Below are 15,427 nucleotides of genomic sequence, written 5' to 3'. Positions count from 1 at the left end.
CCACGACAACAAGGATTGAAACTCCATGCCGTCTTTCATGGTGTCCAACTGTTTTTCTATCCGTCAGACCTTGATCCACGACAACAAGGATTGAAACATTACGCTCAGAGTGGTGGCCCTGGCCTGGGTATCACCCGTCAGACCTTGATCCACGACAACAAGGATTGAAACTTTGCCAACTTAAGGCTTTTGTGTTTGCTGATGACCCGTCAGACCTTGATCCACGACAACAAGGATTGAAACCCTGATACATTAAAAACCTCCAAAAGCAGATTGAAGCCCGTCAGACCTTGATCCACGACAACAAGGATTGAAACCATTGACTGCGAGTGCATGGCTTCCATTGTGGCTCCCCGTCAGACCTTGATCCACGACAACAAGGATTGAAACCCGGATTAATGCCATCAAACTGGTGGAGGTATAAGTGGCCGTCAGACCTTGATCCACGACAACAAGGATTGAAACAACAACGGCATCACCACACGCAAAAAACTGCTGGCCCGTCAGACCTTGATCCACGACAACAAGGATTGAAACCACGACAGAGGGCGGCTGTGTCTATGCATCCGGGTCCGCCGTCAGACCTTGATCCACCACAATAAGGATTAAAACGAGCGGTTGCTAATAATTGTTTGAGGTGTTAAATTCCGTCAAACCTTGATCCATAACAACAAGGATTGAAACATGAGCTGGTTAAGACGCATTCTCATTTTTTCGACCAATGAATGCTGCCAAGAAATTTGGCTCTCCGATAATTTCCGGGATTGTAATTTGAGTACTGTTCACGGATAATACTTTGCTTATATTTTGCAACTCAATTATAAACGGAGGGCTTATGGGGATTGAGTTGGATTTAGAACTTCCAGATGTTGAAATTTTGAGTGTTTCTCGTGACAATAACGGGGATTATGTCATTGAACTCCGCAGCACAAAAAAAAGTGGAGTTTGCCGAAAATGCGGAAAAAAAATTCGCCACTTCAGAGGATATGATCAATGGATTATGATCCGACATTTACCGATTCTTGGAAGAGAAGTGTATCTAAAAATTCGGCCACGCCGTTATCAATGCTTAGATTGTGACAATGAGCCAACAACAACGGAAAGGTTTCCATGGCGTGCTCCTGGAAAATCCTATACAAAAACATATCAAGACCATGTATTGCAATTTTTGATAAACAGTAACATCAAAGATGTCTGTTTGAAGGAAAGATTAGGAGAAAAGCATATAGAATCAAAAAAGAGCTGGGCTGTGGATGATTACAAACAGCTTAAAGGGTTATTATGGGCTTTTAGGGACTCAGCAGTTTTCAATTTACCGTTTATCCAATATGCCATTCATAAGATATGGTGGTCTGAGTTTTGAAAATGGTAAATCAATAAGATCTGACTCCCTTAGAAAGAACCCTGACAAACTAACGGAAACAGAAAAAGGCATTTTCAAAATAGCATTTGGGTATAGTCCGGATTTGAAAGAAGCCTATCAACTCAAAAATGCCATGACTGACATTTTTGAAAAGTCCTATACAAAACAGGAGGCCATCGCAGCCTTTAAGGAATTGGAAGAGAAGGTAATGCAAAACGATTTGAATTGTTATGATACCTTTTTGAAAACTCTAAATTCATTCCAGGCCCAGATTGAAAATTATTTTAACAACCGTTGCAACAGTGGTTTTGTGAAGGGTTTTAACAATAAAATCGAAGTTGTCAAACGGAGATACTATGGAATTTTCAACATTAAGCACCTGAGGCAACGGATTTTATTAGATACTTTAGGGGCGGAGCTCATAGTCACAAAACAATGATATTGTCAACCACGGAAAAGCTCGGAGAGCCAGAAATTTATATTAATTATATTTGTCCCCATCCCAAGCTGAAATTAAAAAGGAGAACTAAATGACACTTAAAAAAGAACCACTCTCACAGTTCATAAACTTGTATGGCTATGATTGCCAGGCCATTAAGAACATCGTTTCCGGTAACAAATACACAGCAGTTATTCTAACAAACGGCCACATCGGAGTTTGCGCTAATTTTGGCAACGATGTTACAGCGGTTATTCCAGATTTAAAAATTGCTTCTCCGGACCTTTCACAAATTTCTCATCGTATCATTTATACAGCTTATCTCAATGCCTGCCATAATTACCATGGGTTTGAGTCCAAGGAAGATGATATCTGGGATATATTGGACTTTAGCAAAGAAAAGAATATTGTCATGGTAGGGTTGTTCAAGCCCATTGTAAAGAAATTTGAAAAAGCCAAAATACCTCTTACAATTTTTGATATGATCAAAACAGATCATCGGCTGACGGACATGGAAGATCAGAAGAATACTTTACAACAAGCAGATGTGGTGATCCTCACCTCCACTTCTGTATTTTCTGATACCTTCCTTGACATAGTTAATGCCACCCCGGAAGGATGCCGTATCTATATGCTGGGGCCCTCATCCATTATGTTGCCGGAAATGCTACAGTATAAAAATATCAAAATGATTTTTGGTGCCACCTTTGAAAAAAATGACTCCCGGGTGCTGGATGTCATTGAAAACAACGGTGGAACCAAACAATTCTTAAAATTTGGCGGTAAAAATTGTTTAAGCCCTGAAATGATCCGTTCGTAATTTTTTTATTGGAAAACAAAACTTCCGGGCAACCTCAGCAGAGCCCCCTCGAGGGGTAACAAGAACCGGCCAATCAACCTGTGATTCCCTTATGCTTTGTTTGAAAAAGTGTTCTATTTCGGAGTGTTGAGTTCGCACGATCTGTTTTCCTTTCTTGTTGTCTGATAAATCATCTGGTTTCGTTCCGGAATGCTTCAAGCCGTCTTTTTGTATCGGGATGGCTTGACAGATAATTCAACCATTTTTTATTCGACGTATTGGCTATCTTTGCCATTTTCTGATCTATCCGTTCCATGAGTCGGACGAAGTGCTCGGTGGGGATGCTCTTTTGCCGGAGCCGTTGCAAGGCATAGTCATCTGCTTCACGCTCAAAACCTCTGGAGTATGCCATTTGAGTCAGAAACACCGGCAATCCCAGAAAAAATTCCGATGAGCCTACAATATCACCGATCATGGCAAGAATCGCAAAGCCCATCACCTTCATTCCATTTACACATCCATTCTTTTTTTAAGCTGTGACTCAGTGAGTATTTTTATACCTATTTTGGTTTTAAATGTAAGTCAAATCCTTTTAAAAAAAATAAACATAAAAATATTGCATAATTAAAAACAAAAATTACTTTGTCAAGGAATAAAATAGGTGGTTTGTGTCTGAAATAGCAGAACGTCTTATAATGGTCGGACCAATAGAATATTGATACATTGTTGGCAGGGCAGCATTAAATAACTCGAACCTTCCAATTGATTTTATAGGGAATTTATTTGGTTGAACGATCAGAAGAACCGAATTTTTAAATTCCTTTTATTACTGAAGAACATCGAAGTAATGACCGACCGGGTTGAGGTGTTGCATACGTATTTAGGCGAAAAGAAACAATTCCCTTAAACGCGTGGCTGCATAAAGGCCCATGATCCGGTGTCCTTCCTTTGCTGCATGGACGCCGTCGTCCAGAAATAAATCGTTTTTTACTGTATTTTCATCATCTAAAAATGGACGGTTAAAATCCAATATCGGTATCTCCCATTGCACGGCTGCGGCTTTCAAGGCTTCTACCAGTTTGTGTATCTGGGTGGACAGATGTTCATATCCTTTGGCCGGCGGTTCCCAATCCTGTTTTTCAACCTTTTCAATACAGATGGGCAAGGGAAGTCCTATTACCGGGGCAATTTCATGGTACTTGGCCTGGGAAACCATGGCTGACAGGTTGGCCTGAATCAAATTTATTTCCAGATCCCACCATAAATCATTGGTGCCGCCCATGAGAATCACCAGGGACGGTTGCTGCTGAATCACCTCATGGGAAAATCGGCTTAACATCCCTGCTGTGGTGTCTCCACCGATTCCATGATTTAACACTGGAACCCTGAAATTTCGTTCCAGAAATGAGGTCCAAGTATACATTTTTTCAAGATCTGCCCCTTGGGTGAGGCTGTCGCCATGACATATTATTTTCATGAATTTCTCCAATGCTGTTGAGTTTTTTTATATGAAAGGGTAGATAAATATGACAATCTTTCATGTTTTGTTATGGGCACAACGAGATCAGAACACGGCTCGCCTGTGGCGGTTATTAGAAAACAGAACTTCCGGCCAACCTCAGCAGAGCCCCCCCCCAGGGGCAATAGGAACCGGCCAATTGAGCTGTCATTGCTTAATTTGACAGGAGATCTATGAAACCTTGCAGAGAATGTCAACACACTATTTCAGACCAGGCCCTAATGTGTCCCCAGTGTGGGGCGCCTTATCCTTCTCATGATAAATGGGACGGCTGGGGGTTTGAGTATAAATCAAGGGCAACTCTGCTGGGTTTGCCTCTGCTTCACATCTCATTTAAGTTCAGACCCAATAAAATGCCTGTACCGGCAAAGGGGATTTTTGCCATTGGCCAATTTGCCTGCGGTGTTTTTACCCTGTCTCAATTTGGCATCGGTATTTTCAGCATCAGTCAGTTTACCTTGGCCGTCTTCGCACTGGCACAATTTGCAATTGCCTATTCTTTTATCGCCCAGATGGGTATATATATCAATCAAGGCCGGGGACAACTTGTAAAAAGTCTTTCGGAAATGATTGCCATGCTGCCCTTTTGATGCATTAATTTAAATGGGTATCACCTTATGAAGATGTAAAGCAGGAATGAAGAATACCCGTCATTGCAGCAATAAGTTTTCAGGAGAATAAATGAGTTTTTGTTTTGTAGAAACTAACGATGACTATCAAAAAGCCGATGGAAAGGGAATAATATTGGGGCAAAAAGCCATCCATCATCCTGCCGTAAGGCAATTGACAGAAAACAACGCATATTCTCTAATCTGGCATTTTATTGAAACTCTGGAGGATAAAAAAGGAAATAATTTTTGTGAGTCTCGGGGTATAATTTACTATGGCATGGATGTTTTATTTTTCATTGTATCTGTTGAAGATAATTTTATAAAAGAAAACATTTATGATTCATTAATTTCCGAATATTGGGATGATTGTTTACGCGTCGGTATTGTGATCGGAAAGGATAATTTTTTTGGTGTTAAAGATTATCAGCGGTTGGTCCATGCAACCGATCTATATGTGTTTTTAGACGATGATGAATCCTTGCTTCGTAATCTCACCGCAATGGTATCAATAACCATGATGCCTGCCTTGCATGGAGTAATAAATCTCAAATTTGATGAAATGCGGTGTTTTTTACGCAAAAAAGGGCGTGGACATTTGGGGGTTATAACCATTCCCATGGAGCCAACTCTCTCCAAATCAGAAATCATAAATAGCGCGGAAAAACAGATTCAAAAACAATTACCAGGAGAAATCATTGAATACTCAGGAACTGTTTTAGTATGTTTTTATGACAATAATATTCCGTATATGTTTAACCATTGCACATCACTTTTAGAGGTTTTGCCTGTTAAAGAGGACGTTGGTATTATCTGGAATTTATTGCCGTTGCCATTGATGGGAACAGAAAAAGAAATAACAATGGTTGTATTGATTTGCGGGTAGTTTATTGTCATTTTTGGGGGGCGCTCTTAAATGGTACTCCGGTTTTGCCTTTGATTTACATCCCATTCGAATTCTGATTCAATAAAATTTTTAAAAGCATTGACCCGGACAGCCTCCAGTGTTTGAATATCCACCATGCATGGATATCCATGCTTCATACATGAACCCAAAACCACCATATTGGAGAATACAATGTCCGATTCCATACCCGAAATACTGGAAAAACAGCTTAAACATCACCTTGGCAAAGCCGTCCCGGCAAACGTGGCCCATGACATTCACTCAGCGTTGCAACTATCTGAAGTACTGGAAGCCAAAGGATTTTCCTTTCGGCTGAAAGACCTTTGTCCCAAAAGCCTGAACGAGACCCAGTGGTCTGCCGTTTTTATCAAGGATGGTCAGGAATTCTCAGCCAACAATGCCGAATCTGCTGTGGCCATCTGCACGGCAGCTGTCGGGGCATTGTCCGGCAAGTAGACCCAAAGATGTCAGGTGCCGTGAAATAGAAAAGGCCTGATCGCAACATGGGGCAATCCTGGGTGGAGTCAGATCTGTTTTGCTTTCGATTTTGGTCTATATATTTACCCGGGAGTATGCCCTGAATTTTCACCAAGTTAATGGAACTGTGCCTGTTACCTCCATGGATGAATTAGGGCCGCTAATTGAGGCATATAATGGCATGGTGATATCCAGATAAATGATAAAACACGTGCCCTGAAAGATGCCAATTTTGTTGATTATAACGGATTAGGGGGAGGCAGAGCGGAGAGAGCAGTAAAATTCTTTAATACCTTGCTCAACGTTTAAGGTGAGTACAGACGGGATCATTGGGTTGTTATTTCCATTTATTTAGCCTTTTCCGGCATTCGGCTTTTGGTAACCGTGCATTTCGGTTAATCAAATCTGTCAATTTGTCATGTGCATGATGCGGTGTAATAATATTATGTTCCAAGAGTTGATCAAAAATCCATAGGATTCCGTGAACAGGAATTTTATCCTTTGATGCATATTTTCGCAAAGGGGCGTCTCCGGTTAAAAGCCGTCCGGATAAAATTTTAGCCTGAAACAGACATGAACAGTCTGGTACCGAAAGGGCTTTATATTTTGACTCAAGAGATTGAATTTGCATCAATTCTTCAAAGGTAAATGTTTTTTTATGCAGCGTGCCATCATCAATATATACAACCAGCTTCGCAACATTGGCCTCATGAATTTCGGCCAAAACCAGGTCCGTGACGTGAAACTCGCATGGCAGCTTAAAGAAAAGGTCTATCAGGTCAATTTTCAAAAGGTCGATAAAAATATTGGCATCATTTACCAAGACAATCATACGATAAATTTTACCTCTTGATCCAATTGAGAAACAGATTTATTTAAAAAGCCTGCAGCTTTACTGAAACTGATAATTTCTTCGGCAGTCCCATGGTACACTATTTGCTTGAAACGATTGGCCACCTCCCTGCCTCGGTATTCCCCGGGCTCGTCCTTGTGCCATCCTTTTTTTCTGGCATAGATACAGAAAGACTTATAGGTGGTGGCCGAGATGATGGAAAGGCTCCTGGCCCTGGCCATGATGGCCTGGATTGAAATTCCGAAAACCCCTTTTAATTTTTTTAGTTCCCACAGGGTGATCTTGGATCGCTTTTGCCCCAGTTCCTTGCGCATGACCGCCTCGGGCAGCAGCAGGGCACCGGCAAAGGAGTGGCAGAGTTTTTCTACATTCTGACCCTCAGCTTGAGAAAAATTCAGAAGCAGATGTCCCAGCTCATGGGCCACTGTGAACCGTTTTCGAACCAAGTTGCTGTTTTTATAAACCGCTACCACCGGAAGATCAATTTCCGATACAAAACCGGACAGACCGTCAAAATGCTCAAAATCACAGACTTCAAACACCTTGAACCCTTTGTTTTCAAGAAGTTCAATCAGATGGGGAATCGGCCCTTGCCCCAATTTCCATTTTTCACGTATCTCCTGTGCCGCCGCTTCAATGTCGGCTTGAGTTTTTATTAGAGGTTGGCTTACAGGATTCACATAAGGGGTCCGGATATTGAGAATCTCTTCTACTTCCAAATATTTCTGGAGGAAATCCAGCGTTTTGTATTTGATCTGCTCTTCTGCCTTTTTGGTCAATTTGGATCTTTTTCTGAACTCCAGACCGGCAATGGCTATTTGTGATGGTTTAAAAAAGTAATCCACTTTGACGTCCAGGGTCTTAGCCAGGGCTATAAGAACCTCACTGCCGGGATTTATCTGCCCTTTCTCATATTTGCTGATGGCCTGCTTGCTTACCACAGCCCCGGATTTTTCTGCCAAGGCCGCCATACTCAAACCTGCCATTTTTCTTGCAGAGTATAGTCGTCTGCCGAATTCATTGATCATGATTATCACCTCCTGGTTGACAAAATATCAAGTTTTATGCCATTTTGTCAACTAAGTGTTTGAGCCTCGAAAAAAATGCACACCAAGCGTTTTAAATCATCTTGGCAAAGCTGGCCCGGTAAACGTGGCCTACGACATTCTTTTGATCTTGGAGCAGACAAACCATAAGACTCACTCCTCAATTCGGCATTAGGCCTCATAATAAATATTTTAACTTGAAAATTGTGCATCCTGAATATATACTTAAGACATGGATAAGATATACATTGAAATATTGAAACAATGTAATGGTTTTGATTGGGATGATGGCAATATAAATAAAAATTGGCTGAAACATAAAGTTAGCCCTGCAGAATGCGAGCAGATATTTTTTAACAGACCGCTTGTAATCCAAGATGACATAAAACATTCAGAGGAAGAAAAAATATTTTATGCACTTGGAAGAACAGACTCAAAAAGAACCCTGTTCATCGCCTTTACTGTTAGAAACAACCGTGTTCGCGTCATTTCAGCGCGAGACATGAGTCGAAAAGAAAGAGAGGTGTATGCTAATGAGTAAAAAAATACCAAAATTTAAGAACGAAGATGAAGAAAGAGAGTTTTGGGCAACGCATGATTCTACAGACTACGTTAACTGGGATAAAGCTGAAAAAATAATATTCTCCAATCTCAAGCCTTCAGTAAAAAAAATATCTCTTCGACTTCCGGAAACTATGATTGAGGAACTCAAACTTTTAGCAAACAAGAGAGATGTTCCATATCAATCGCTTTTAAAAATCTTTCTTGCTGAGCGCATAGAAAAAGAGCTTGGTGCACACTAACCGCATCAGTGGGGTCAGGCTTTGCTTATTGTGGTTATTAGAGGATAACTGGACTGAGTAAGTTCAGATACACCTACCGGGGTTGGTGCTAACGTCGCCCACCAACCTCTAAGCAACTGATTTTTACAATTTCCCGGTCGTGCCGGATAATCCATTTTATCCAGTAAAAATTTAAATACGTCACTTGGTTCAACCTCAAAAAATCTTCCGGCAGCCGTTGTTCCCTCCCGTCTTTTAACGCAATAATTTATTTTTAGTATCAAAGCGAGCTTAAAATGCCCCGCTCTCAAGTCCAAAAGGAAATTAAAATGAAAAAATCAATATTTTGGATAATCGCTTTGTCTCTGTTCTGCTGTTATCACAGCGCATTTGCTGACCAAAACACTGAAACCGATTTAATTGTAAATGTCTGCGATGATGAAGCACTGTGGCCGCCTTATCTTTTCCTGGTTGAAAAAAATGGAGAAAAAATACCCCAGGGAGCCTTTATTGATGTGCTGGATGCACTATCCAGGGAAACCGGATTTACATTCAAGTTGACCCTGTGCCCCTGGAAACGCTGCCTACAGGAAGTAAAAGATTACGGCAAAAACGGAAAATTTGAAATATTCAATGGATCATGGAACGAAAGCCGTGCAAAAGACTATTGGATGACATCTCCCATATATTTTACAACAGCCAGTTACTGGTACTCCAAAAAACAGTTTCCTGACGGACCGAATATCAAAAAGGCCGATGATCTTAAAAAATATAAAGTTCTGGGGGTTCACGGCTATAGTTACAGCGACTACCACTATTGTGATAAAGATGAATTCATAGGCATTGGCGGTATTGATAAAAGCGCCAGGGATTTAAAAACAGCCTTTGAAATGCTCAGAGCAGGCCGGGGGGATATTTTATTGGTCAATGCGGCGGTGCCCATTGGATATAAATATACCGGCGAGGATATTCTTTTTGAGGAAGTCACATTTCAACGGCTTCCCGGTGCTAAAAGTGGGGGATTCCCGATTTATATATCAAAGGAATCTCCAAGAGCCCTTGAGCTTCTAAGCAAAATCAATCAGGCAGTCATTAACCTGGTTGAGAGAGGGGTGATTGAAAAAATCATGAAAAAATATCTTCCCTGTGGAAGAGATTGTTGATTTCATGTTGAAGAATGTAAAAAATATACAGACAAAATTTCTGTTGGCCGTCCTGCCCTCTGTGTTTATCATCGCTTTTGTTTTTATGGTGCTAACCACCGTTTTTTCTTTTCAGGAAAAAAAGCAACAAAGAATAAAGGCCGTAGAAGATTATGCCGCAGCCCAGTCCTTTGCCATTGGAGATATGCTGTGGAGCATGCGTTATGAAGAGCTTGAAATCTATTTAAAGGGAATGATTAAACATCCCTTTCTTTCCGGCATTTCAGTCAATGTCTCCGGCTCAGACCGATCATTTCAACTTGGTTTATCAAGGGACAATGCTTTTCCTGATGATCTCTGTTTGCTGGAAATGCCCATTCTTCACTACTTAGATCCCGATAAGACAAGGCTTGGCACCCTGATTGTCTGTACGGAGGAAGCCAGTATTCTAAAGGCAATGATTCCATCCATTCTTAGGGATTGTGCATTGATTTTGTTGCTTATCATGGCGGTGATTGCCGGTGTTGTTTTTGCGTACAGACAAACCGTTGGGATGCCGTTGAAAAATCTTTTGTGGTATATCCGGAATTTTCAGGGGGACCGGGCCAATGGAACTGTACCTGTTTCCTCCATGGATGAATTAGGTCAGGTAATTGAGGCATATAACGGCATGGTGATCCAGGTAAATGATAAAACCCGTGCCCTGGAAGATGCCAATTTTGAGTTGAAAACCATTAATGAGAACCTGGAAGATCTGGTACAACAACGTACCCATGCATTACAAAAAAGTGAGAACAAATATCGGAGTATTTTTGAAAATGCCATGGAAGGTATTTTCCAAGTGGATGAGCAGGGTCAATTTATGGATGCCAATCCTGCTTTGGTAAAGTTAATGGGCTGTTTTTCCATTGATGATCTGTTATGCACAGTCAAGGGCATCACCCGGCATATGTTTGTTACCCCCCGGGTCTTTGATGACTTTTATGCATTATTAAAGAAAAAGGGCAGGGTCAACGGGTTTGAGGCGCAGATTTACCGAAAAGGCGGGGATATCTTCTGGGCAATGTTATCTGCCCATAGCGTGCATGACCGGGTAGGGCGGCATCCTGTTTTTGAAGGTTCCCTTGTGGATATTTCAGAACGCAAGGCAAACGAAGCCGCCCATAAAAAGCGAGAAGCCGCTGAAATGGCCAACCAGGCCAAAAGTGAGTTCCTGGCCAATATGAGCCATGAGATTCGAACGCCCATGAACGCCATTATGGGCATGTCTGACCTGGCCCTGCGAACATCCCTGTCCACCAGGCAAAGGGATTACATTTCCAAAATAAAATCTTCAAGCCGGGCCCTGCTCATAGTTATTAACGACATCCTGGACTTTTCCAAGATCGAAGCCGGGCATATGGAAATGGAGTCCATTGAATTTAATCTGGAGGATACATTTAACGAATTATCCCATCTTATCCTTTGGGAAGCCCGGAAAAAAAGATTGGATGTCATTTTTGACATTGCTGAAGATGTCCCCCGGGGACTTGTGGGAGATCCTTTGCGGTTGAGACAGATTTTGATCAATCTCACCGGGAATGCAGTTAAATTCACTGAAAAGGGTCAGATCATTGTTCAGGTGCGATGCCGGGGAGATATGAAAAAAATTTCAGGTGTGCTACCGGAACACAGGGACTTGTATGGGAAAACAACGCTGCAGTTCAACATCATAGACACCGGCATCGGCTTGAATCCTGAACAGACCCAGGCGCTTTTTCACTCCTTTACCCAGGCAGACATGTCCACCACCCGAAAATACGGGGGCACAGGACTGGGCCTGAGCATCAGCAAAAAACTTGTGGAAATGATGGATGGTGAAATTTCGGTGACCAGTCAATTGGGCCGGGGAAGCACTTTCAGCTTTACGGCATGCTTTGGGCGGCATGAACATGTCCAAAAAGAGCTTTCAGTTCCCCGGAATACGAAGGAGATGAAGGGCCTTACAGTGGAGGGTCTGGACATGATTCGGGGGGCTCATATTCTTCTTGTGGAAGATAATGAAATCAACCGGCAGATCGCTGTGGAACTGCTGGAACATGAACAATTTTTTGTAACCCCGGTTGAGAATGGAAAATTAGCCCTTGAAACCATAATAAACAGGGGTGAATCTCATCAATTCGATGCCGTACTTATGGACGTCCAAATGATGGAAATGGACGGTTATACCGCCACCGGGGAAATCCGAAAATTGTCTCCACTTGTCCGTCAAGTTCCCATTATCGCCATGACGGCCCATGCCATGAAAAAACACCGGGAGCGCTGCCTGGCCAAAGGCATGGACGATTTTATCTCCAAACCCATTGATCCCCGGGTGCTGTTTTCAACCCTTGTGAAGTGGATTGTTCCCCAAAAACGACAACTGCCACAATCACCTTTGAGAGTTAAAAAAACAGCAGAATCGGATTTTTTAACTGAGCCTGTTCCGGGCATTGATATTAAAGGTGGGCTCAGTCGATTCAGGGATAACCCGGATGGATATTGGCGTATGCTGATGAAGTTTTATCATAATCGGAGCGATATCAATGGAAAGATGGAATCTGCCTTTGCTGCTTCGGATATGGATAGGTTACGAAGCGAAGCCCATTCCATGGCGGGGGTGGCCGGAAATCTGGGCTTAAACGGCCTGTCTGATGCGGCAAGTGAATTAGAAAAGGCTGCCCTGGCCGGTGCCGTTGACCCCGACAAATGGTTGGATTATCAGCGTCAGTTCAAAGAAATTGTCTTGGGCCTTACCCCTTTGGCAAACCAATGGAGAACGGTTTGTGCATCCACGGGTGAAAACAGGCAGGAAGGCACGATTAAAATGAAAAACGTCCAGGCCATTTTAATTGACGTCAAAAAGGAGGTCGGAACCGATTACGCCAGGGCCATGGAGAAAATCAAGAGTCTTTTAAGTCTTCTTTCAGGCACCCCGTTCCAGGCGGACATGGAAAGAATATGCCAAATGATGGATGATTTTGAAGATGACAACGCGTTAAATTATATAACAAAATTAATTCTTAAATTAAAAACCCAAGAGTCCTGAGTTCTCATAATTGACCTGACCAAATGACAGGAGAACTTATTACCGACGGGTTGAAAAAGGAAATCAACTGATGGAAACAGACCCCATAAAACCAACCTTGCTTATTGTGGACGATGTCCCGGCAAATTTGCATACACTCATGGAAACTCTGGGCGACAATTACCGCTTTATTCCTGCCAAGGACGGCGAACAGGCCCTTAAAAAGCTACAGGGAGATATACTGCCGGATTTGATTTTGCTTGATATCATGATGCCCGGTATGGACGGATATGAGGTTTGTGAAAGAGTTAAAGCCAATGAAAAAACAAAAAATATTCCCGTTATTTTTGTAACAGCGATCAGTGAAATAGAGGATGCTGCAAAGGGATTTCAAGCAGGTGCTGTGGATTTTATACAAAAACCACTGAATCCGCCAATGGTAAAGGCCAGGGTGGATCTGCACATCAAATTGCATCATACCATGGCGGATCTGAAAAAAGCGTTGTCCAAGGTCAAGACATTGAGTGGCTTTTTGCCGATTTGCTCACATTGTAAAAAAATTCGTGATGACAAGGGATATTGGAATCAGATCGAAGCGTATATTCATAATCATTCCGATGCAGAATTCAGTCATGGGATTTGCCCGGAATGTGCTCAAAAATATTATCCTGATTTCGATTTTTCTGACTGATAGCTTGGGGTACACTAAGGTAACCAAAAAACGAGCATTAAGAAAAAAATTGCACACCAAGCGTTTCACCGGACGCGCATGATCTGTAACCTTACCTTTTCAAGGGCACACCCCCCACAGCCGCATTCAAATCAACCAGGGCAATGCGATAAAGAATCCGGCTGGCAGCCGCAGCCCCCGATGCCCGCACAAGATCGGTCTGGGCCTCATTGAGACGGGTGAGGGTGGCCACACCGGCCCGGTAGGCTTTTTCCACATGTTTTCTGACCTTTTCGGTGAGGGTCCTTGTCTGTTCCTGGTTTTTCCATGTATTGTAAGCGGTATCAGCCACGTCCAGGGCCTGCTGTATTTCCGCATCCACGGTAAGGAGGATTTCCCGCCGTTTTTCTTCAAGCCCCCTGAGATCAGCGGCCAGAGCTTCCACCTTTCCCTGGCGTCTTCCCCCGGTGTAAAGATCCCATTTTAAATTCACCCCGGCATAGGTGTTATGCTCCTCTTCATCCACCAACACCTTGTCCTGCTGGTATAGGTAATTTAAACCGGACACAAAATAGACCTTGGGAAAATAACTCCCCTTTTCCGCCCGGAGTTTTTCTTTTAACGCCATGATTCCTGCATCCACGGCCTTTAAATCCGGCCGGGAAACCATGGCCTGTTCCAATGCTTTTTCATAGGTTTGTGTATGTTTCTCAATGACCTGGGCCTTTGTTTCAGGAAACATCTTTGCTGTTATAAGCCTTTTTTGGGGTAGGGCCATCAGGCGGGCAAGGGCCGTGCAGGTGAGTTTAAAATCCCTTTGGGCCGCCAGATAATCACTCCGGGCCTGGAGGGCCCTCACCGAAAAGTTCATCACTTCGGCCTCCGGGGCCGTTCCCACCCGCCATTTTATCCGGGCATCCTTTTCCAGGACTTCATTGAATTGCTGATTTTGCCGGGCAATGGTCATTTTTTCCAGGGCCAGCCGGGCCTGGTAAAAGGTGGCGGATACTGCCTTTATCAGAAGCCTTTGAACCTCATGAAGCCCTTGTTTTGATTGTTCAATGGCATGGCGGGAGGCCAGAATATTGGCCTCCCGGGAAAATCCGTCAAACAGCAGCCATACCATTTGAATACCGGCAGAATATTCATTAAAGGCTTCATCCACCCGTACGGTCTGCATCCAGTCCGGTTGATCTGTGGCCTGGATGGCAATGGCTCCGGCACTGCCGGTGATGGTGGGTTTCCATGCGGAGTTTGCCTGACGAAGCACAGCCTTTGCCCTTTTAATGCGCTCCTTTGCCTGTGCCATGCCGGGATTGTTTTTCAGGGTGATTTCGCAGGCCCGCTCCAGGGTCAATTTTCCCTGGGGAAGCTGTAAAGGGTCTGCGGATGGGGTGCCCCCGGCCTGGGCCAAGGCTGCCTGGAAAATAAAAATTATCGTAATCAGTATATTATATTTCATAAAAAATTCGGCAAAGAACCCTTGGGTTTTTCAGCCCATGGAAAGAATTACCGCCTCCATTTTGTATTGTAGCTTTTTTTTTATATGAAAAGATAGCCTCCAAGGTTACCTCAGCAGAGCCCCCGGGGAGGGGTAATGGAAGAGAACAATTGGGCTGTCTAACAGTTCCGGGTCGCTTCCATTACCCCTCCCCGGGGGCGGCATACAGCCATTTTCTATCTTCGTTGTGGCCGGTGCTTACTGCCATGTGGGTTTTATTAGAAAATAGAACCTCCAAGGCAACCCCAGCAGAGCCGCCCCCCCGATGGGTAATA

The 15,427-nt window shown here is 43.1% G+C and carries 16 protein-coding genes and 1 CRISPR repeat array (1 of these 17 cut by a window edge); of the genes, 11 read left to right on the top strand and 5 right to left on the bottom strand.

Annotated elements, in window-relative coordinates; translation table 11 throughout:
* Window positions 1-684: a CRISPR direct-repeat array (repeat unit 37 nt; unit sequence CCGTCAGACCTTGATCCACGACAACAAGGATTGAAAC); it reaches 7,194 nt to the left of the window's first position.
* A 151-nt stretch (window positions 685-835) separates the two neighbouring features.
* From B9A32_RS10475 to B9A32_RS10465, 3 genes are all read left to right on the top strand, one after another.
* Window positions 836-1,363, top strand: coding sequence for a transposase family protein (locus tag B9A32_RS10475; RefSeq protein WP_084069193.1), 528 nt, complete (start codon window positions 836-838; stop codon window positions 1,361-1,363).
* Window positions 1,329-1,802, top strand: a complete 474-nt coding sequence (locus tag B9A32_RS10470) for a transposase (RefSeq protein ID WP_170923792.1) — start codon at window positions 1,329-1,331, stop codon at window positions 1,800-1,802. The genes B9A32_RS10475 and B9A32_RS10470 overlap by 35 nt, the downstream gene beginning before the upstream one ends.
* 91 nt (window positions 1,803-1,893) lie before the next feature.
* Window positions 1,894-2,622 carry a Rossmann-like domain-containing protein gene (locus B9A32_RS10465; protein WP_084069190.1) on the top strand — a complete coding sequence of 243 codons (729 nt, stop codon included), beginning with the start codon at window positions 1,894-1,896 and terminating at the stop codon, window positions 2,620-2,622.
* A gap of 169 nt (window positions 2,623-2,791) precedes the next feature.
* Here the strand turns inward: B9A32_RS10465 and B9A32_RS10460 are convergent, their stop codons facing one another.
* Both B9A32_RS10460 and B9A32_RS10455 read right to left on the bottom strand, forming a co-directional pair.
* Complete coding sequence (locus tag B9A32_RS10460; protein ID WP_170923791.1) at window positions 2,792-3,097, bottom strand: M48 family metallopeptidase; 306 nt, start codon at window positions 3,095-3,097, stop codon at window positions 2,792-2,794.
* 384 nt (window positions 3,098-3,481) lie between these two features.
* Window positions 3,482-4,078 (bottom strand): GDSL-type esterase/lipase family protein, encoded by a 597-nt coding sequence (locus B9A32_RS10455; RefSeq protein WP_084069186.1) that lies wholly within the window; start codon window positions 4,076-4,078, stop codon window positions 3,482-3,484.
* Between the two features lie 215 nt (window positions 4,079-4,293).
* On the opposite strand from B9A32_RS10455, the gene B9A32_RS10450 reads away from it, so the two are divergent.
* From B9A32_RS10450 to B9A32_RS10440, 3 genes are all read left to right on the top strand, one after another.
* Window positions 4,294-4,710, top strand: a complete 417-nt coding sequence (locus tag B9A32_RS10450; RefSeq protein ID WP_084069184.1) for a zinc ribbon domain-containing protein — start codon at window positions 4,294-4,296, stop codon at window positions 4,708-4,710.
* Between the two features lie 91 nt (window positions 4,711-4,801).
* Window positions 4,802-5,614, top strand: a complete 813-nt coding sequence (locus tag B9A32_RS10445; RefSeq protein ID WP_084069182.1) for a hypothetical protein — start codon at window positions 4,802-4,804, stop codon at window positions 5,612-5,614.
* A gap of 192 nt (window positions 5,615-5,806) precedes the next feature.
* Window positions 5,807-6,091 (top strand): hypothetical protein, encoded by a 285-nt coding sequence (locus B9A32_RS10440; protein ID WP_170923790.1) that lies wholly within the window; start codon window positions 5,807-5,809, stop codon window positions 6,089-6,091.
* A gap of 358 nt (window positions 6,092-6,449) precedes the next feature.
* Here B9A32_RS10440 and B9A32_RS10435 read toward each other — a convergent pair whose 3' ends face one another.
* The gene (locus tag B9A32_RS10435; RefSeq protein ID WP_084069178.1) at window positions 6,450-6,944 is read right to left on the bottom strand and encodes a PIN domain-containing protein; all 495 of its coding nucleotides are present in this window, start codon (window positions 6,942-6,944) and stop codon (window positions 6,450-6,452) included.
* Complete coding sequence (locus B9A32_RS10430) at window positions 6,941-7,993, bottom strand: helix-turn-helix domain-containing protein (RefSeq protein ID WP_084069176.1); 1,053 nt, start codon at window positions 7,991-7,993, stop codon at window positions 6,941-6,943. The genes B9A32_RS10435 and B9A32_RS10430 overlap by 4 nt, the downstream gene beginning before the upstream one ends.
* 250 nt (window positions 7,994-8,243) lie before the next feature.
* Here B9A32_RS10430 and B9A32_RS10425 point away from each other — a divergent pair, with 250 nt between their 5' ends.
* From B9A32_RS10425 to B9A32_RS10405, 5 genes are all read left to right on the top strand, one after another.
* Window positions 8,244-8,552 carry a BrnT family toxin gene (locus B9A32_RS10425; RefSeq protein WP_084069175.1) on the top strand — a complete coding sequence of 103 codons (309 nt, stop codon included), beginning with the start codon at window positions 8,244-8,246 and terminating at the stop codon, window positions 8,550-8,552.
* Window positions 8,545-8,814 carry a BrnA antitoxin family protein gene (locus tag B9A32_RS10420; RefSeq protein WP_139795788.1) on the top strand — a complete coding sequence of 90 codons (270 nt, stop codon included), beginning with the start codon at window positions 8,545-8,547 and terminating at the stop codon, window positions 8,812-8,814. The genes B9A32_RS10425 and B9A32_RS10420 overlap by 8 nt, the downstream gene beginning before the upstream one ends.
* Window positions 8,815-9,122: 308 nt before the next feature.
* Window positions 9,123-9,956 (top strand): substrate-binding periplasmic protein, encoded by an 834-nt coding sequence (locus B9A32_RS10415; RefSeq protein ID WP_170923789.1) that lies wholly within the window; start codon window positions 9,123-9,125, stop codon window positions 9,954-9,956.
* Window positions 9,940-13,002 carry a response regulator gene (locus tag B9A32_RS10410; RefSeq protein ID WP_084069169.1) on the top strand — a complete coding sequence of 1,021 codons (3,063 nt, stop codon included), beginning with the start codon at window positions 9,940-9,942 and terminating at the stop codon, window positions 13,000-13,002. The genes B9A32_RS10415 and B9A32_RS10410 overlap by 17 nt, the downstream gene beginning before the upstream one ends.
* Before the next feature lie 70 nt (window positions 13,003-13,072).
* A complete protein-coding gene (locus B9A32_RS10405) occupies window positions 13,073-13,672 on the top strand; it encodes a response regulator (protein WP_084069167.1) in 600 nt (199 codons plus the stop codon).
* Window positions 13,673-13,763: 91 nt separating this feature from the next.
* Here the strand turns inward: B9A32_RS10405 and B9A32_RS10400 are convergent, their stop codons facing one another.
* Entirely contained in the window at window positions 13,764-15,113 is a 1,350-nt protein-coding gene (locus B9A32_RS10400; protein WP_084069166.1) for a TolC family protein, read from the bottom strand.
* Window positions 15,114-15,427: the final 314 nt, after the last annotated feature.

The sequence above is a fragment of the Desulfocicer vacuolatum DSM 3385 genome, from assembly GCF_900176365.1.
In the GTDB taxonomy this organism is placed as follows: Bacteria; Desulfobacterota; Desulfobacteria; order Desulfobacterales; family Desulfobacteraceae; genus Desulfocicer; species Desulfocicer vacuolatum.
This window is presented reverse-complemented; position numbering and strand designations above follow the sequence as displayed.